The 17,940-nt window shown below is 48.4% G+C and carries 18 protein-coding genes and 1 other RNA gene; 13 read left to right on the top strand and 6 right to left on the bottom strand.

Translation table 11 applies throughout. The annotated features are described in order from the left end of the window. Window positions 1-192 precede the first annotated feature (192 nt). From P6910_RS16720 to P6910_RS26890, 7 genes are all read left to right on the top strand, one after another. Window positions 193-915 carry a sulfite exporter TauE/SafE family protein gene (locus P6910_RS16720; RefSeq protein ID WP_317142409.1) on the top strand — a complete coding sequence of 241 codons (723 nt, stop codon included), beginning with the start codon at window positions 193-195 and terminating at the stop codon, window positions 913-915. 374 nt (window positions 916-1,289) lie between these two features. Next, window positions 1,290-2,321, top strand: a complete 1,032-nt coding sequence (locus tag P6910_RS16715; RefSeq protein ID WP_317146566.1) for a methionine ABC transporter ATP-binding protein — start codon at window positions 1,290-1,292, stop codon at window positions 2,319-2,321. Continuing rightward, window positions 2,311-2,967, top strand: coding sequence for a methionine ABC transporter permease (locus P6910_RS16710; RefSeq protein WP_317142408.1), 657 nt, complete (start codon window positions 2,311-2,313; stop codon window positions 2,965-2,967). The genes P6910_RS16715 and P6910_RS16710 overlap by 11 nt, the downstream gene beginning before the upstream one ends. A gap of 82 nt (window positions 2,968-3,049) precedes the next feature. Then, a complete protein-coding gene (locus P6910_RS16705) occupies window positions 3,050-3,868 on the top strand; it encodes a MetQ/NlpA family ABC transporter substrate-binding protein (RefSeq protein WP_317142407.1) in 819 nt (272 codons plus the stop codon). 287 nt (window positions 3,869-4,155) lie between these two features. Continuing rightward, window positions 4,156-4,791: a glutathione S-transferase N-terminal domain-containing protein gene (locus P6910_RS16700; protein WP_317142406.1), complete on the top strand. Its 636-nt coding sequence runs from the start codon at window positions 4,156-4,158 to the stop codon at window positions 4,789-4,791. Between the two features lie 328 nt (window positions 4,792-5,119). Beyond that, window positions 5,120-5,584, top strand: coding sequence for a ClpXP protease specificity-enhancing factor (locus tag P6910_RS16695; protein ID WP_317142405.1), 465 nt, complete (start codon window positions 5,120-5,122; stop codon window positions 5,582-5,584). A gap of 26 nt (window positions 5,585-5,610) precedes the next feature. Further along, window positions 5,611-5,976 carry an IS607 family transposase gene (locus P6910_RS26890; RefSeq protein ID WP_410493940.1) on the top strand — a complete coding sequence of 122 codons (366 nt, stop codon included), beginning with the start codon at window positions 5,611-5,613 and terminating at the stop codon, window positions 5,974-5,976. On the opposite strand, the gene P6910_RS16690 is transcribed toward P6910_RS26890, so the two are convergent. Continuing rightward, entirely contained in the window at window positions 5,933-7,567 is a 1,635-nt protein-coding gene (locus P6910_RS16690; RefSeq protein WP_317142404.1) for an IS1634 family transposase, read from the bottom strand. The genes P6910_RS26890 and P6910_RS16690 overlap by 44 nt on opposite strands. Window positions 7,568-7,697: 130 nt before the next feature. On the opposite strand from P6910_RS16690, the gene P6910_RS16685 reads away from it, so the two are divergent. Together P6910_RS16685 and P6910_RS16680 are read left to right on the top strand one after the other, a co-directional pair. Continuing rightward, window positions 7,698-8,861, top strand: coding sequence for an RNA-guided endonuclease TnpB family protein (locus tag P6910_RS16685; RefSeq protein ID WP_317142403.1), 1,164 nt, complete (start codon window positions 7,698-7,700; stop codon window positions 8,859-8,861). Window positions 8,862-9,027: 166 nt separating this feature from the next. Next, window positions 9,028-9,630, top strand: coding sequence for an NAD(P)H-dependent oxidoreductase (locus tag P6910_RS16680; RefSeq protein ID WP_317142402.1), 603 nt, complete (start codon window positions 9,028-9,030; stop codon window positions 9,628-9,630). A 332-nt stretch (window positions 9,631-9,962) separates the two neighbouring features. Here the strand turns inward: P6910_RS16680 and P6910_RS16675 are convergent, their stop codons facing one another. The 5 genes from P6910_RS16675 to P6910_RS16655 form a co-directional block, all read right to left on the bottom strand. Then, window positions 9,963-10,568, bottom strand: a complete 606-nt coding sequence (locus tag P6910_RS16675; RefSeq protein WP_317142401.1) for a glutamine amidotransferase-related protein — start codon at window positions 10,566-10,568, stop codon at window positions 9,963-9,965. A gap of 143 nt (window positions 10,569-10,711) precedes the next feature. Further along, the gene (locus P6910_RS16670; RefSeq protein ID WP_317142400.1) at window positions 10,712-11,284 is read right to left on the bottom strand and encodes a BON domain-containing protein; all 573 of its coding nucleotides are present in this window, start codon (window positions 11,282-11,284) and stop codon (window positions 10,712-10,714) included. A gap of 71 nt (window positions 11,285-11,355) precedes the next feature. Further along, window positions 11,356-11,940 carry a phosphoheptose isomerase gene (locus P6910_RS16665; RefSeq protein WP_317142399.1) on the bottom strand — a complete coding sequence of 195 codons (585 nt, stop codon included), beginning with the start codon at window positions 11,938-11,940 and terminating at the stop codon, window positions 11,356-11,358. A 411-nt stretch (window positions 11,941-12,351) separates the two neighbouring features. Then, window positions 12,352-12,738, bottom strand: a complete 387-nt coding sequence (locus P6910_RS16660; RefSeq protein ID WP_317142398.1) for a YraN family protein — start codon at window positions 12,736-12,738, stop codon at window positions 12,352-12,354. Continuing rightward, window positions 12,710-14,584, bottom strand: coding sequence for a penicillin-binding protein activator (locus tag P6910_RS16655; RefSeq protein WP_317142397.1), 1,875 nt, complete (start codon window positions 14,582-14,584; stop codon window positions 12,710-12,712). Before P6910_RS16655 ends, P6910_RS16660 begins: the two co-directional genes overlap by 29 nt. Window positions 14,585-14,794: 210 nt before the next feature. Between P6910_RS16655 and rsmI the strand changes: the two genes are divergently transcribed. The 4 genes from rsmI to rsmH all read left to right on the top strand — a co-directional run bounded on the left by rsmI (window position 14,795) and on the right by rsmH (window position 17,934). Further along, window positions 14,795-15,631, top strand: coding sequence for a 16S rRNA (cytidine(1402)-2'-O)-methyltransferase (gene rsmI / locus P6910_RS16650; RefSeq protein ID WP_317142396.1), 837 nt, complete (start codon window positions 14,795-14,797; stop codon window positions 15,629-15,631). A gap of 79 nt (window positions 15,632-15,710) precedes the next feature. Beyond that, an RNA gene (rnpB, locus tag P6910_RS16645) (RNase P RNA component class A) lies at window positions 15,711-16,089 on the top strand. Window positions 16,090-16,524: 435 nt separating this feature from the next. Next, window positions 16,525-16,980 (top strand): division/cell wall cluster transcriptional repressor MraZ, encoded by a 456-nt coding sequence (mraZ, locus tag P6910_RS16640; RefSeq protein WP_317142395.1) that lies wholly within the window; start codon window positions 16,525-16,527, stop codon window positions 16,978-16,980. A gap of 24 nt (window positions 16,981-17,004) precedes the next feature. Continuing rightward, complete coding sequence (gene rsmH / locus P6910_RS16635) at window positions 17,005-17,934, top strand: 16S rRNA (cytosine(1402)-N(4))-methyltransferase RsmH (RefSeq protein ID WP_317142394.1); 930 nt, start codon at window positions 17,005-17,007, stop codon at window positions 17,932-17,934. The last annotated feature ends 6 nt before the right edge of the window (window positions 17,935-17,940 follow it).

Raw genomic sequence — 17,940 nt, 5'->3', positions numbered from 1 at the left:
AAACGTACAATCAATTAAAACATCTGGTACGGTCAGCGCCTGACCCGGTGACTTCATACAGGCAGTTGTTTGGATGGTAAACGTCCACTGTCGTAACAAGCCTCTTGTGGGTATAAATGACAGTGGATTCTGTACATAACAAGCGGTTATATTTATATCCCCTTTTGATATATTTGATATTTCTGTGATGTTATGGATCTGAGCCTATACCCGCAATTGATAGCCATGGTCGTTGTTTTCCTCGGAGCTTTGATCCAGGGCATGATTGGTTTTGGTATGGCGGTGGTAGCCGCTCCCATCCTCTTTATTGTTGCGCCGTCTCTGGTGCCGGGTACTCTGATCTGCATGGCGATGTTGCTGTCTTTATTGACGGTCAGGAAGTATCGGGGGGCACTGGATCTGGCAGAGATGAAGTATGCTGTGGCTGGCAGAGTTCCGGGCTCACTGCTGGGAGCTTATCTTCTGGTTGTGGCCTCCAGAGAGCATATGAGCCTTTTTATAGGGGTGGCTGTTCTTATGGCTGTCATTGTGAGTTTGTTTTCTGTAAAAGTCCGGGCAACCAGGTCCAGTTTGTTTGTTGCCGGTGTTATTTCTGGCATCACGGGTACAACATCATCTATTGGCGGACCTCCGATAGCTCTGGTCATGCAGAATGAAACCGGGGATAAAATTCGGGCCAGCATGTCCATTTATTTCGTTTTCAGCAGTGCGATCTCACTGATATTTCTATCGGCAGGTGGCATGGTGGAGCTTGATGACTTTAAGGATGCCCTGATGCTGGTTCCACCCGTATTGCTGGGGAGCAAAATTGCTTCCCATCTATCCCACCGGATTGATCAAAGAATGATTCGTCATGCCTTACTGGTTCTTTGCAGCATTGCCGGTGTCAGTGCTATTGCTTCCGGTGTTCGATAATCGATTCTTTCAGGCTACGCAGACCTTGCGTTCTCTGCCGGTAGCGGCTGTTGACTTTAGTTTTGGTGTCGATTAGGATGCCGAAAATGCGCTGATTTGTCTTGGCTTGCGGGCGCTATAGAAATACCGCTAAAAGAAGGGTTTATGAACGAATTCATGAAAAAACCACTCTGTTTAGCACAGAGTGGTTTTTTTTTGCCCTTGAAAAAGAGGTCGTTTAACCGATCTGAAGGCTGAAGCCTACGAGTGGGCAGTGAATACCTGATCAGGTACTTATCCCATGCAACCCGGCAAGGCAGAAGAACTGATTGAACTGACTGAGTATAACTCAGGCAGTCATGCCCTGATTGTATCTGAATCAGGCAGGAGTGATGATGATAGAACTGAAAAACCTTACCAAGGTGTTTAAAGCAGGAGGCAAAGAGGTCAGGGCTCTGGATGGCATTAATCTCAGTGTCCCTGAAGGGTCAATCTACGGCGTGATTGGCTCAAGTGGTGCTGGCAAGAGCACACTGATTCGCTGTGTCAATATGTTAGAGCACCCCAGCTTGGGTCAGGTCATAGTGGACGGGCAGGACCTTACTCAGCTGGCTGGGAAGGGCTTGCGTCTGGCTCGTCACAACATAGGGATGATTTTCCAGCACTTCAATCTACTGTCGAGCCGAACGGTTTATCAGAATATTGCGCTGCCACTGGAACTGGCCGGTGCCAGTAAGCAAGAAATAGAAGCAGCAGTGGCTCCCCTGTTGGATTTGACCGGTTTGAAAGAAAAGCGGGACAGCTATCCATCCCAGCTTTCAGGAGGGCAGAAACAGAGGGTGGCTATTGCTCGTGCCCTGGCCAGTAAGCCCAGAGTTCTGCTGTGTGATGAAGCTACCTCGGCACTGGACCCTCAGACCACGCGATCGATTCTGGCACTTTTGAAAGATATTAATCGTGAGTTGAAAATCACTGTGCTGATTATCACTCATGAGATGGATGTTGTGAAAACAATTTGTGATCGGGTTGCCATATTAAGCCATGGTCAGCTGATTGAGGAAAATGATGTCGAATCTTTCTTCCTGAATCCAGAAACGGAACTGGCCAGAGAGTTTGTCCGCAGCGCTATCCACGAAAAGCCGGCGGCTGAAGTGGAAAGTCGTTTTCAATCACAGCCAACAGAAGGCTCAAGGCCGGTTGTGCGGATTACCTTTGTAGGGCAGCGGGTAGTGGAGCCCCTGATTACCCGGGCGGCGAAGCAGTTTGGTACTGATTTTGTCATTCTGCAAGCCGACATTGAAACCGTTCATGGTAAGTCCATGGGTTTTCTGATGGTAGAAATTATGGGCGAGGAGTCAGATGTTGAGGCTTCCATGAAATTTCTTAAAGACAATGTGCAGGTGGAGGTATTGGGCTATGTCAGCTGATTCCTGGCTTCTCCTGGGGAAGGCGCTCTGGGAAACCCTATACATGACAACGGTTTCTGGCGGACTCAGTTTCCTCTTTGGTATTCCGTTGGGTGTATTGCTATATATAACCAAACCCGGACGTATTAAAGAAAATGCAGTTCTGAATTCAGTGCTGGGCGCCATCGTCAATGCTACACGTTCTGTGCCGTTTATTATACTGCTGGTAGCGATTATTCCTCTGACTCGCCTGTTGGTAGGAACCTCTATCGGGACAACGGCCGCAATTGTGCCGCTGACCCTGGCAGCTATCCCGTTTGTTGCCCGTATTGCTGAAGGTGCTATCAATGAGGTGCCTCCAGGACTGGTGGAGGCAGCCCAATCCATGGGCGCAACACCTTTGCAAATTGTCAGTCGGGTATTACTGCCCGAAGCACGTCCCGGGCTGATTAATGGTATGACCATTACTCTGGTGACCCTGGTCAGTTATTCGGCCATGGCGGGAGCCATTGGCGGTGGCGGTCTTGGTGACCTGGGTATTCGCTATGGCTACCAGCGTTTTGATGGCGTCATCATGCTCGCCACTGTGGTGGTGCTTATTGTGCTGGTGCAGTTGATACAGAGCATTGGCGACCGTTTGCAAAATTATTACGACAGAACTCGCTGAGTGTTTGCAAATTAAATCATTGCATGGGACAAGCTGTTTCAGTGCTTTGTTCCGGAGAACTGGCTGAATGGAGAAGTGAAAAATGTTTGCAGTCAATAAATTAAAAGCACTTGCTGGTGCAGTGCTTGTGGTTGCCAGTGTCCTGTTAGCGGGGTGTGGCTCTGAGAATTCCCCGGAAGGTCCTTTGAAAGTAGGTGTTATGGCGGGGCCGGAGGCTGACGTCATGAAAGTGGCCGCTGACATTGCTAAAAAAGATCATGGAGTGGATGTTGAGTTGGTCGAATTTTCTGACTACGTCTCTCCCAATGTGGCTCTGGCAGATGGTTCTATTGACGCTAATGCCTTCCAGCACAAACCTTATCTGGACAGCATGATTCGTGATCGGGGTTTCAAGCTGGCTGCTGTTGGTAATACTTTTGTGTATCCGATTGGCGCATACTCCAGAAAAATCAGGGATATCAGCGAGCTTAAAGATGGAGCTAAAGTGGCGATTCCAAACGATCCAAGTAATGAAGGTCGTACACTGATCCTGCTGGATAAAAAGGGCTTCATTAAGCTCAAAGACACTAGTAATCTTGAAGCGACACCGGCTGACATTGTTGAAAATCCAAAAAACCTTCAGTTCGTTGAGTTGGATGCTGCCCAACTGTCTCGGTCTCTGGATGATGTTGACCTGGCTTTCATTAATTCAACCTACTCTGTGCCAGCAGGTCTGCTGCCAGAGCGAGATGCACTGCTGGTTGAAGGTAAGGACTCGCCTTATGTCAATCTGATTGTGGCACGTGAGGACAATAAAGAAGATCCTCGCATTCAGACTCTGGTCGAGTCTTACCATACTCCGGCAGTAGAAGAAAAAGCCAGGGAGTTGTTTAAAGGCAGTGCGGTTCCTGGCTGGAAGTAATTTGTTTTCCTCAAAAGATCTTGATTAGCTTCTGAGAAAGCCTGCTGATTTCACTGGTCTTTAGCTTGTTTGTTCGGATTTTTAGGGTTGTTCTTTGGGTTATTGTGCTCTTGTTTCACGAAAGTTTTCGTGGAGCCTGTTCCGCAGGGCGTAAAGTTTGCTAAGATAACCCGTTATTTTCTTGTGTCGGCCCGTCAAGTCAGCACTACTCATCTGAATTATGGGATCGAATGAGTAAGCTGACTCGCTCGGGAGCTCTTTTCCTTTGCATGAGGCGGGGGTACTTCATGGCTGTAGTTGCCAAAAAGTCATCCATGATTTTTTTCTCGGATCCATCTGACCACTACTGTCACAGGGTTCGTATTGTTCTGGCCGAAAAAGGGGTCGCGGTAGATATTCAGGATGTAAGTCCTGAAAACCTGCCTCAGGAACTGTCTGATCTCAATCCGTATAATAGTCTTCCAACTCTGGTTGATCGTGAGCTGGTGCTTTATGAGCCGAGCGTCATGATGGAGTATCTGGATGAGCGTTTTCCTCATCCTCCTCTGTTGCCAGTTTATCCGGTCAGTCGTGCCCAGAGCCGTCTGATGATGCACCGCATCCAGAAAGACTGGTGCAGCCTGGTAGATGCTATTACGGACCCAAAAACCAAAGAGACGCCTGCGGCCCGTGCTCGTAAAGAGCTTCGTGAAAGCCTGCTGTCCGTAGCGCCTATTTTTGCTGAAAAGCCATTCTTTATGAGTGATGAGTTCACCTTGGTGGACTGCTGTGTGGCCCCAATTCTCTGGAGGCTTCCTGCGATGGGTATTGAGCTGCCCAAGCAGGGGCAGGCAATCCTGGATTATGCTGAACGTTTGTTCGAGCGGGAATCCTTCAAAGAAAGCCTGTCTGAAATTGAAAAAGAGATGCGTGACACTCTTTGATTTTAAGTGGACCCTGGCAGTCTGGCTGTCGGGGCTTATGAGTCTGGCTAAGCAGTCATGAGTTGAGAGTATCTTTGAATCTTTGACTGTCAGATGATTGTTCAAGGAAGCCAAAGCTCTTTGCAGATTAGAAGTGTTTTCTCTGTTTCAGAGGCTGTCGCAAAAATGGTGCACTTCGCCGATACGGCGTTAAAAAGTGGCTCTGCTTTGCTCGCTGCTTTTGCGACGACCTTATCTACGGAGAGGGTCAGGGGACTTCTTCTATAGTGGCTATTGATGGCTCCTGGATCAGACAGCCGTCGGAAGTTAGCCTGGATGGAGACATATTATGACAATGACCAGCAGTCGCCCTTACATTGCCAGAGCAATCTATGATTGGATTCTTGAAAATGACTGCACCCCATACATTCTTGTGGATACTGCCCGTAAAGGCGTAGAGGTGCCCAGAGAATATGTTAAGGATAATCAAATAGTGCTCAATATTTCCCCGGCAGCGGTGCGTGCCATGCATATGGAAAATGATGTTATTACCTTTGACGGTCGCTTTGGCGGTGAGGCATTGACCATAGTGGTGCCTATAGACGCGTTGATGGCTATCTATGCCCGCGAGAACGGTCAGGGTATGGTGTTTGAAGTTGAGCCCATTGCCGAGTCGGAAGAGGATGTGTCTCCTCATTTTGAGCTGGAGGCTGTACCGGTTCCGGAGTCTCAGGAAGCACCCGTTGAAAAAGAAGAGCAGTCCGATAAAACTCCTCGCAAGCCTGGCAGGCCGAATCTGAAAGTCGTTAAATAAGTCGGGGTTAAAAACAGTTCGCAGAAATCTATTACAATCTAAAACTATCTTATAAAATCTCAAGCATAGATAAGAGATTAGTAAAGATAGGTGAGGCAGCTCGTCTACTTGGTACAGACCCAGTAACACTTCGAAAATGGGAAAGTACAGGTGAGCTGCTTCCTGCCAGAAAGACCAAAGGTGGAACTCGTTACTACGACGTGTCTGAATTCATAGGCTACAGTAACGAAGCTGCGCCAACGCTTTGCTATTGCAGAGTATCCAGTCACGATCAAAAGCCAGACTTAGACAGGCAGCAAGAGTTACTGGAAGCCTACTGTTCTATAGAACCGCCTTTCACCACCCCTATCAGGAATACATGGACTCGTAAAAAATGCCCAAAATTTGAATGATCGTCCACTGCCTTTCCTTCAAGCCAATCACATGCTCCTCCTGATTATTGACCGTTAATACACTAAGCCCCTGGAAACAGAAAAATACCCATCTTGCTGTTGGGTTCTGGCAGGGCTTTTTTTTCTGGTCTGGAAATACACGACTTTGCTTTTTCAGTTCCTGCCTGATTCTGTGCTGGATAGCAGCATAGACCATCAGGCATAGAGTCATCACCATTAACAGGGCTTCAATACGTTCCGCTTTCTTCAGATAGAGCGAAGATACCAGAAAGTCCGGGCTCTTCAGGAACCGAAAGCCGCCTTCAACTTTTTGTTGCGACTTATAAGTAGACAGCAGCTCAGAGGCATTCAAACTATTTTTATCCAGTTCATTGGTGCTTAGGATAAAACAACCCAGTGAGGCTTCTGCATGCTCCCTTTTCTCGCAGGAAACAAAGCATTCAGCCTGCACAAAGTACTCGAAGTGATCAGGCTTGCTATCCGGCGATGGTCTTCCTTTGCCCGAATAGCAGGGTTTACGGATAACCTCTGGCTCTGTTTCGCTTTGGCAAAGTTTCGATTGTTTCTGCCACAAGGCAAAAGCCTTCAATGCATCGTCCCGGCACAAAAAGGCCTTTTTGCTCAGCTTCTCCAGATCACGGGCCTCTTTCAGTGACTGCTTTTGCATCTTTCGGGTCAATGTTTTCCGTTCACTAAGCCCGCGCTTTTTGTTGAGAAACAGGAACCATCGTTGCTGAACCCCTCCGTAGCAGGAAGGCACTTCAGCTGAGTAGTAATCTTCATAGCCTTCAACAGGCACCAGCGACATGGTTGGCGCTTTGCAGACCAGCTCCTTTGCCTCCTTGATGTTCAGGGGCACCCGGGAGATAAACAGCTGCTTTTGCTCATCAAGCAACTGAAGGGTTTCTGCAACATACATGGCAGCATCAGCAACCAGATAGCGGCTATTCAAAGCGGCCTTAAAACATGACAGATGATTTTTGATAATTTCCTGAAAACAGGTTTTGTCGTTTACATTACCGCTGGCAGGGGCCATAAACACAGGGATGCCCGCCTGATTTTCAGTCATTAACTGCAAGACTACCTGATTCAGGTCAGGCCGGTGGTCACGGCTGTAACCTTGGCAGATATGAATACAATTTAAGTCGTCTGGATTGTCATGACTGTTATAGACTCCATCCACATGAAAGCTGGTGCCATCCAGATTTAATGCCTTGCAAGGAAGTTTCAGATGATTGACGACCTTGACGGCCAGATTGAGATACAAGTCGCTAACACCAGCGTCGTACAAACTGTCGAGAGCCCGACCAAGTACCTTGTCGTTCAAGTGTTCAGCCTGTATACCTTCCCCGATAAGGCGGTCAATCGGCTTATCCTCAAAAAACTCAGGGAGCATGTACAGAGTTTGCCCCGTAAAGCCCAAGCCATTGATGATCATTGCAACTACAGCTTGTCCAATAGTGACATTACGAACATCGGAGTCATTTGTGATACGGGCATCAATGTATTCGGCTATCTTTAACTCCCGACACATAGCGGCAACCAAGCCAAGGTGGTTGAGGTTCTTAGACTGGTATTGAGCTTGAGGCATGTTGGTGTACCTGAATGTCTGTTTATTTCTTTGACAACAGATTTTAGGCAAATATCAATCGGTGTGGTGAAAGGCAGATAGAAGGTTGGCGAACTCAGGTTATACGAAAAAATGCTTGAGACTTTGCGAGATGTTGTTAGCTCACAAGATTGAACTCAGACCGACAAAACAACAAGCCGATTATCTTGATAGGGCTTGTGGTTCTCGTCGTCATGCGTTCAATCAACTGTTAGCCCATTTCAATCAAGAAGGCGTTAAATGGTCAAAGAAGGCTGCGAATGAAAAATACCAAGAACTCAGGCTGGAGTTTCCATGGTATTCAGAAGTCAGCCAACGTGTCACCAGGAACACAATCGACGATCTTCATGACGCTTTTACTCACTTCTTTCGTCGGGTGAAGAAAGGAGAAAAAGCAGGTTATCCAAGATTCAAGAAGCGAGGACTACACGACAGTTTTTCTCTCAGAGAAAAACCCAAGTTCGATGTTGATGGCAGAACACTTCGCATTGAGAAACTGAAAACCCGCATCAAGATGCGCCAAGAGCTGAGATTCACAGGAACACCCTGTCAGGTGACAATCAGTAAGCGCGCCGGAAAGTATTTCGTTTCTATTTTGGTAGACACTCAGGATTACGACCCAAAAGCACAAAGCAGTGAGTCTGTAGGCGTTGATTTTGGCGTCAAAGATTTAGCTATTTGTTCGAATGGCAAAACCTTTGCTGCTAATCAGAAACTGAAAGGCTCTCTGAAACGCCTTAACAGGAAACAGAGGGCTTTAAGCCGCAAAACAAAGGGAAGCAACCGCTATGCGAAAGCCAAGCGAGCGGTTGCCAAACTGCATTACCGGATAAGTAACCAGCGATCAGCCGCAATACATGAGGTAAGTGATTATCTGACTTCAAAATTCAAAATAATCACCCTCGAAAATCTGAATGTCAAAGGCATGGTAAAAAACCGCAAACTGGCAAGAGCAATCAGTGACGCAGGTTTCGGTAAGCTGAGAGAACTTGTTGAATACAAGGCAGAGCTGAGAGGATGCCAGGTTGTGATTGCAGATCGGTTCTTTCCCAGCTCGAAGAAGTGTGCGGTTCATACTTGCGACTACGTAAATGACAATCTTACTCTGTCTGATCGTGAGTGGCGGTGTCCAAAATGTAAAACTCTGCATGATAGGGATTACAGTGCGAGTTTTAACCTTGATAATTATGGTCGAGACAGGTTACAGCTCGACCCTAAACCCTACGCAAGAGTGGAGTTAGACACGATTCGTCGTGCATCCATGTTGACGGCGTAGATAATTCTACATAATTACAGATTATGTCAGATTTTTAGTAGCGGCTTAAAACTCTGCGGTTTATTTTTTTGCTTGGTCTTTCTGACCAGGCTGGCTTCGCTCTAGTAGAATGTTCTGGTTATTATTTCTTGGTATTTGATAATCGGAATAGTTAAAAGAGGTCCTGATGAACCTGACTATTATTAGCGGAAGCCACCGCAAGGAATCCCAGAGTGCTCGTATCGGTCATGTGCTCAAACTGCGTGCGCAAGCACTGGCACTGTTTGATCAGGTAGATGTTCTTGATCTGGCAGAAAATCCTCTGCCATTGTGGGATGAGTCGATCTTTTCTGGCAATAAAGAGTGGAAGTCCCTTTTGGCTCCCTGGAAAGCCAGATTAAACGCCAGTGATGCGATTATAGTGGTATCGCCAGAGTGGAATGGCATGGTTCCTTCAGGTCTGAAAAATTTTTTCCTGATCTTCGGGGCGCAGCAGTTAGGGCATAAACCGGGTCTGATCACAGCTGTGTCTGCTGAACAGGGCGGTTCTTATCCCGTTATGGAGTTGCGCTCAAGCAGCTATAAGAATTGTCGTCTCTGCTACATTCCAGATCACCTTATTGTGCGAAATGTGGCTTCTGTTATGACGGGTGAGGATGCAGAAGCTGATCGCCACGTGCAAGAGCGTATGGATTACAGTCTTGCTGTCCTGAAAGAGTACGCACTTGCTTTGAAAGGTGTGCGTGAAAGCGGTGTTATTGATTACAAGACTTTCCGAAACGGTATGTGATTTTCATACAGAGAGCGTTCATTGCGCTCTTTCCCCCCCCCTTTTTTTTTGGTTGTTATTCTCTCGTCTGAAAATGTGCGCTTGATAGGCTGAGAAATCCCGGATTTTTGCTTGCAGGTCTGAAATCCTTTTCTAATCTATGATCATGGTTGTACGGGAGTGTTTTATGAAGCGCAGCAGTCTGGTTCTCATCCTGGCCATCATCGTTCTCCTGATCGGATGATCAAGCCCTATTACCAAAGATAGTCGTTCAGTGACGACGAAAGACACTCCTCGTATGAATCTTATGTATTCTTTGGATTCAAATCTCAGCAGTAGTCTCCTGGTTGAACTCAGGAGTCTTTATTCTGCTTCGATGCCCATCTTATAAAGTTTAAAAAAAGCTGCTTGCCGTTATCGCCGGACACTTCCGGGTGAAACTGTACGCCAAGTATCGGGCGATCATTGATGCTGATCGCTTCTACGTTGTAAAACTCCGATTCTGCCAGGATCCTTGTGTTCTCTCCTGCTTGAATGCCTTCGCAATGATCCTCTTTAAAGAGGGGGGCAGCTGGAAGGCCTTCAAAAAGACCATGCTTTTCAAGAACAGTGATGCTGTCTTGATCTCGTCTTTCCTGTCCCCTGAAGACCTGGCCACCGTGTGTCAGGGCGATTGCCTGATGACCAAGGCATATACCGAGAGTGGGTGGGAGAGGTTCTCGAAGGAATTCAAATTGTTGTATTAACGCCTCTGTTTTCTCAGGGCTGTCAGTAAACAGGAATGGACCACCGGAAATAATGACAGCTGCTGCCTGTTTGAAATTGAATTGATTGGCGCTTCTCAAAGAAATAATTTTGGAAGCTGTGCCCAGGCTGGAAAGGGTGTTTTTTATCTCGGGAGTTGTTCTACTGCCGCAATCAATAACGATGACCTGGTTGGTTTTGGTCTGATTCATCATACTCTCGGCAAATAAGGATGAGCGTTTACTTAAGAGCTGCTGAGTGAAAAAAATGCAGCATCTTTGTGTAAATTTTCTCATCAACGTTAGTGGTAAGAAATAAAGGAAGAGGGAGGAAGGCGCAGGGCTTTCCTCTTATTCGACTACTGAATATATTCAAAGACTTTGACTATTTTCTGAACACCGCCAGTGTTTCTGGCAATATCCACTGCTGCCTGTGCCTGTCTGGGAGTGGTCAGCCCCATCAGGTAGACGGTGCCTTTTTCTGTATTGATCTTGATGCGGTCTGCAGAAACTTCTTCACTCTGGATCAGGTTCGTTTTCACCTTGGTGGTCAGCCAGGAGTCATTGCTCTGTTCAAGCAGGCTGGCATTACTGCCCAGAGTGAGTTCGTTGTAGACCTTGTCAACTTCTTTTACATTCCCGGCGGTTTCTTCTGCAAGGCGCTTAAGTTCATTACTGGGTACCTGTCCGATTAAAAGCACGGTGCCATTGAAGCTGACGATTTTAATCCGGCTGTCTTTAAACCGCTCATCGGCTTTATTAATGTTAACGGCGGCTATGGTTTCAATGGTTTGGTCGTCTATCAAGTTACCCCATGAGCGTTCAGTGGGGTCTGTTCGGATGGGGTCTTCATTGACGCTGCCTACAATGGTCGCACAGCCCCCCAGCAGAAAGAGTGAGCTAGTTAAAATCAGAGCGTTTAAACGCTTCACCTTGTTACCTCCTGATGGGTGATGAATTAAATGTGGTCAGTCTTATAGTCGAAATAGTCTTTCATCGAGACTTACTCTCCGGAAAACAGGAACTCATCGATCAGGTCGCATAGACAATGAACGACCAGTTTATGAACTTCCCGAATACGTGGAGAGCTATTATCCGGAACCCGGATTTCGATGTCTTCCGGATGCAGTAATCTCGCCATATCGCCACCGCTTTTACCCGTCAGGGCAATGACCTGGATATCCCGATCATGAGCGGCCTGAATAGCTTGAACGATATTGGGGCAATTGCCCGATGTCGAGATCGCTAAAAGAATGTCGCCTTGTTGCCCTAGTGCCCTGATTTGTTTTGAGAAAACTTCGTGAAAGCTGGTGTCATTAGCAATTGAGCTTAATGTCAGGCTGTCGGCGCATAGAGACATGGCTGGTAATGCAGGTCTTTCTCGCTCATAACGATTGAGCAGCTCGGAAACAAAATGCTGGGCATCTCCTGCGGAGCCGCCATTTCCACAGGTCAGGATTTTTCCTTCGTTCAGCAGAGTCTGTACCATAAGCTCGGATGCCTGGGCGATCAGGGGAGGCAAACTGTCAGCAGCACGAATTTTGGCGTCAATGCTGTCTGAAAAATGTTGTGTGATGCGCTCATGCATGTCTCAAGATCCCGAATGGTTCGACGCCATGCGTTTCGCAACTGGCATTTTCTTTCGCTATGGGCATTTGAAAATCGTGAAAGCCTTATGAGTTCATAGGGATGTCAAGTATCTGGGAGGCTGACCGAGAATAGTGCCCGTCTAGGCGACCCCTTAACGAGGGCGGCAGAAATTTTCAGACTAATTTGCTGCCGCCGCACGACTGCATGGATGCTGGAGCTAGAGCAACGCAGGAGAAGTTGCCGCGTAGGGCTGTCTATTCTCGGTCAGCCTCCTGGCCAGATACTTAATAGAGCAGTTAGTTTACCGTGATTTTTTTTTCATTACCCCTTTTTATTACCATCATCTATTGGGGGAGTGAAGAGCGAGTGATATTTACTCATTTTATCTGTTGTCTGGTTGCACACAGGTTTAAAAAATACCTTTGATCCATTCTATAGGCTTTTCGGAGTTTACGTCATCATGGATGGATGCATTTCTGAGCAAAAGAGCGTCGAAGCGGCAAAGTCTGTGCTGATGCTTCGAGTGCAGGGCGAGAAAGTGGTTGGCCGCTTTTCTGATTTTATTTTGCTTGCGGGGGGTAATGGACTCGGCAGCTGAACCGAATTGTGATTGTGATCTAAATCGGACTTCTACAAAAACCAGTGTTTCTTTTTCGAGCATGACCAGATCTATCTCTCCTGCTTTGCAGGCATAGTTTCTATTGAGCAGCTTCATGCCCCGGGCTTCGAGGTATTCCAAAGCCCGGTTTTCTGCGGAAAGCCCCTTTTTATTGAGAAGTTTTAATTGCCAGAACATCAGCTTTCTTTTGAACCGAAACAGGCAGTGCTCTCAGTCGACCATCCCGGAAGATTTGCCAGGAAAGTTCCCTCACCACATGATGTTTGCTGTTAATGCTAAGCTGGCCTGTCAGTCCTTCCAAACGACTGCCGGGCAGGCTGGCAAGTTGTTGCAGGCGAGGATACAACTTAAAAGCGTCAGCTCCCATAGCGTATAGACTGCCATACTGGCCTCTTGAGCTGCTCCAGGTGGCTCTTATATTGGACTCGAGAATGCTTTTCTGGCCAGGCAGGTACCAGGTCATTACAGGGATTCTGAGATTATTCAGATCCTGATCTCTGCCAGGGTCAACTCTACCAGAGTATGCGCTGGAAGTGGCATAAACAGGCAGCTTGCCAGCGAACTGGTAAGAGAGGGCAGGCTTGAGCTGGCGAGCTTCCTTGGGGTTGGAAGGCATGTAGATCATGTCAATATCGTGTCTTCTGCGGGGAGTAAAGCCCAGTTGCTCTCTCAGAACTCTGCTCAATTCTCTGGCACGTTTCTGACTTTCGTCAACCAGCAGGGCCTGGCCAGCCAGTTGGCTGAATTCGGTTTTGTTGTTGAATTGAGTAACACCGGCCACCTCTCCACCGTGTTTTGTCCATTCGGACACAAAGCTGTTGGTGGCTCTGTCACCCCATGAAGTTTCCGGGCGAAGTATTAGTACACGACGGTGTCCATCCAGAATGCCGCGGCGGGCCGCAGCTTTGCCTTCATCTTCGATGGATAGACCGTACTCGAAGAAGCTGTTCTTTTGTCCAGGGTTGCCCCTGCTGTCTTCGAGGTTGTTCAGTGCAAGAACCGTAAGGTTGTCAGGCGTATTTTCTTTTAACAGGCCGACGTTAGTTTTATCCAGAGGGCCGATGATCAGTTTGGCGCCTTCATTTTTGGCTTTGTTAGCCAGCTCGACGACGTTCTTGCCGTGAGTGTCCAGTATGCTCACTTCGGGTAGGGTATCATCAGCAAGGTTCTGGTGGTAAGCAGCGAGAAAGCCGTCGCGAATGGCTCTGCCTGCAGAGGCCAGTGGGCCGCTGACAGGAAGAAGAAGGGCAATTTTGTCGGGTTGCTGAGTGCTGGCTGTCTGAAGCGCACTGATGTCTTTTGGCAGGTAGGCTGTTGCAGGGTGGCCTGGCCAGCGAGTACGCCAGTTGCTCAAGTCGGCCAGTTGCTGGCTCAGTGATTTGCCCGGGCGGTAAACCAGAGCGAGTTGCAGCCAGCCTTTCATGGTCTTGTTGCTGGTCTGACTGTCCAGGCTAATCAGGCGTTCTTCAGGTGCGTTAAGCAGGGTTTCCCAAAAGGCGTCGCGGCTTTTGGATTGTTGGTCGAGTTCACTTATGTTGGACAGCATGCTCCATTCATCCAGGGCTGCAGCGTACTCCCCGAAGCGGTTATAAGCTTGAGCTTTGAGGATATGGCTTTGATCCAGAAGCTTAGCGTTACTGCTGTTGATGACTGCAGCTCGATCCAGCCAGAGGAATATTTCCCGGTTCTGTCCTGCCTGCTCAGCAATGCGGGCTCTTGCCACGGCTGCTTCTGCTTTAAGAGTTTCAGGTAGCTCTTCATAATTCAGACTGTCCAGAATGGTTTTTGCCCTGTCCACCTGGTTGTCGATCAATTGCCCGGCGGCCTGAATTTTGAGTCTGGCGCTCTCCGGAAATGAGCTGCGTTCGGCTCGCTCCAGCAGCTGTTCTGCTCCTTCCGGGGTTAGTTCGCGGGAGGGTGCAGGCAGTTCAGCAACTTTGCTGGGCTGTAATGAGCATCCTGTGAGCACTGCGCTGATCAGCAGTGTAGTGATGAGAGTGCGTTTGGAAAGGTTCTGGCTCATAAAATCGGAGTCAACGACCGAACTGTTTTTGATTCTTCTATTCTACCTCAATAGGGTCATTGCGTCAGCCTGATGGGCGTGGGCTGGGAAATCAGCTAGCTCAGGATTCTGTCAACGACGATATGATAAGAGTAAACTCATGGTCGTTTGATTCTTAATTTTTCCCCCGCTATGAACGACCTTCATACTGGATAAACTGGCTGGCAGGATATGTCTGAAAGTACACTTTTTGTTGTTTCGACCCCCATTGGTAATCTCGATGATATGACACCAAGAGCCATTGAGGTGCTCAAGCAGGTGTCAGTGATTGCGGCGGAAGATACCCGACACAGTCGCAAGTTACTTAATCACTTCGGGGTCGAGACCCCCATGATTCCCTGTCACGAGCATAATGAAAGACATCAGGCAGAGGTGTTGCTGGCTCGATTGCAGAAAGGTGATTCTGTGGCATTAATCAGTGATGCCGGAACGCCCCTGATTTCAGACCCGGGTTTTGTATTGGTGCGAATGGTCAGGGAGCAGGGTATTAAAGTGGTGCCTGTGCCGGGTGCCTGTGCGCTTGTGGCGGCGCTCTCGGTCAGTGGTTTGCCAACAGACAGGTTCTATTTTGAAGGCTTTCTGCCGGCCAAATCCTCTGGCAGGAAGAAAAGGCTCGAAGCGCTGGGCTCGATGACAAATACCTGGGCTGTGTATGAATCCACACACCGAATTCTGGATAGCCTTGCGGACTTTCGGGAAGTGTTGGGAGGAGATCGATACATTGTGTTGGCCAGGGAGTTGACCAAAACATTTGAGACTGTGCTGGCAGGCAAGGTAGAAGTGTTGGAGAAAATACTGCAGGAAGACTCCAATCAGTGTCGCGGCGAGTTTGTGGTTTTGGTGGAGGGGGCTGAGGAGCAGAAGCAAGAGGCTGTTGATTCTGAAACCGTTAAATTACTGCAACGGTTGCTGCAGGAATTACCCGCTAAAAAAGCTGCTGCTGTGATTGCTGATGTTTCCGGGTATCGCAAGAAGCAGCTTTATGAGCTGTCACTCGCAATGAAATAAGCTGTTATTGATTCAGATAATAAGTTTGCGAAATGAACGAATTGCAGTGAAGGGAATCATTCGGTAGTATTCGCCGCCTCGAGTTGGCCGGGCAGTCGCTGTCAGGTGCTGTTTCAGTATCTGGTGGAGGAAAGTCCGGGCTCCAAAGGGTGCGGCGCCAGGTAACGCCTGGGGGGCGAGAGCCTACGGAAAGTGCAGCAGAGAGCAGACCGCCTAAGTCACCATGCGGTGACCGGTAAGGGTGAAAGGGTGTGGTAAGAGCGCACCGCGTGACTGGTAACAGTTCACGGCATGGTAAACCCCGCCTGGAGCAAGACCAAATAGGAATCCTGGAGGTGTGACCCGCACTGGATTCGGGTAGGTTGCTTGAGGTGTCTGGTGACAGGCATCCCAGATGAATGATTGCCCAGACCTGTCTACAGGTTGGACAGAACCCGGCTTACAGGCCAACTCGAGACTTACTTTTTCTTCCGCTATTCATTACCCGAATCCAGCCGGAAACGGCTTCGCCAGGTGTGACTGTCCGGTTAGCAGATAGCTGGGGCTTTGGGTACCAGAATCTTCAATTGTCTGAAATTTTTACAATTTTTTTCGGACGCTTTTCATGCTTCATGGGCTTAAATAGCTCTCCTCTTCAAGCTGCTCATTTTTATGCACTTTTTTAATACAGGGTACTGTCTGTGAGGTCTCTGGAGGGGTCAATTATTTGACCCATAAGACAGATTCTGACCTTGACGTGGGTTTTTCAGGTTTCTATAGTGTGCTTCAGTGGAGTAAAGTGGATAAATGTGGAGTTAAGTGTGCATTACGTGGAGAAAAGGGACGTCGGCTAACACGTTTTCTCTTCGAATTGCGGCCTGCCATTCTGGCTGATTTGACTTGAGGGAACCGGTTTGTTTCGTGGGGTTAATGCCATCAACCTTGATGCCAAAGGGCGTCTTGCGATACCTACCCGTTATCGGCAGGTGTTGAAAGATCGTTGTGAAGGCAGTCTGGTGGCGACCATTGATACCGATGAGCCCTGTCTGTTGATTTATCCACAGGATGAGTGGGAGGCTATTCAGGCAAAGATTGAAGCCCTGCCCAGTTTTCATCCGATGACACGCCGAATACAAAGACTTCTTATCGGACACGCTACCGACATTGATATGGATGGCAGTGGACGAGTTTTAGTACCTCCCTTGCTCAGGGATTATGCAGGTATGGATAAGCGCTGCATTCTGCTGGGGCAGGGCAAAAAATTTGAACTGTGGGATGAAGCCTGCTGGAACCAGCGACGAGATGATTATCTTCAGGAAACCAGTGGGTCCGCTGAAGTGCCGGCTGAGCTCCAGTCTTTGTCCCTCTGATGGGTATTTACCCGGACAAGATAGATGACATTGCAAGAGCAATCAGATCAGCATATCACCGTGCTGTTAGAGGAAGCGGTTGATGCTTTGGTTACAGATCCTGACGGGCTCTATGTCGACGGGACATTTGGCCGTGGCGGTCACAGTCGTGCAGTCCTGGAGAAGCTGTCTGACAGAGGCAGGCTGGTAGGCATCGACAAGGACCCCAGAGCGATCGCTGCAGCCCGGGAACTGGCTGAAATTGATAGCCGTTTTTCCATTTATCATGGCTCTTTTGCTGATTTGGAAGAGGCCCTTGATGGTCAGAAAGTAGAAGGTGTTCTGCTTGATCTGGGGGTTTCTTCGCCGCAGTTAGACAACGCCGAGCGAGGTTTCAGCTTTATGCAGGATGGTCCGTTGGATATGCGGATGAACACCTCGCAGGGAGAAAGTGCGGCTGACTGGATTAATCGTGCGCAAGAGCAGGAAATCAGTAGGGTAATCTGGGAACTTGGCGAAGATCGTTTTTCGCGCAGAATTGCCCGGGCCATCGTCAGGGAAAGGGAGTTAGAGCCTATCACGACCACGAAACGCCTGGCTGGAATTATTGCCTCTGCCAGCCCTTCCAGAGAGAAGAAGCACCCAGCTACCCGTGCGTTTCAGGCCATCCGCATCCATATCAATCGAGAACTGGATGATCTGGTGGATTGTCTGAATGCGGCATTGGAAGAACTCAAACCAGGTGGGCGTCTGGTGGTTATCAGTTTCCACTCACTGGAAGACAGGATTGCCAAAAGGTTTATCAGAAAACAGGCCAAAGGCGATGAACTGCCGCGCTGGATGCCGGTAACGGAAGATCAGCTTAATAAACGAATGCGGCCCGTCGGTAAAGCGATCAAGCCCGGCGAGCAGGAGGTTAAAGCTAATCCAAGAGCGAGGAGTGCCGTCATGCGAATTGCTGAGAAGCTGATCTGACAAGGC

The organism is Endozoicomonas sp. 8E, assembly GCF_032883915.1.
GTDB lineage: Bacteria > Pseudomonadota > Gammaproteobacteria > Pseudomonadales > Endozoicomonadaceae > Endozoicomonas_A.
The sequence above is the reverse complement of the archived record's forward strand: the minus strand, read 5'-3'. Positions and strand labels throughout refer to the sequence as shown.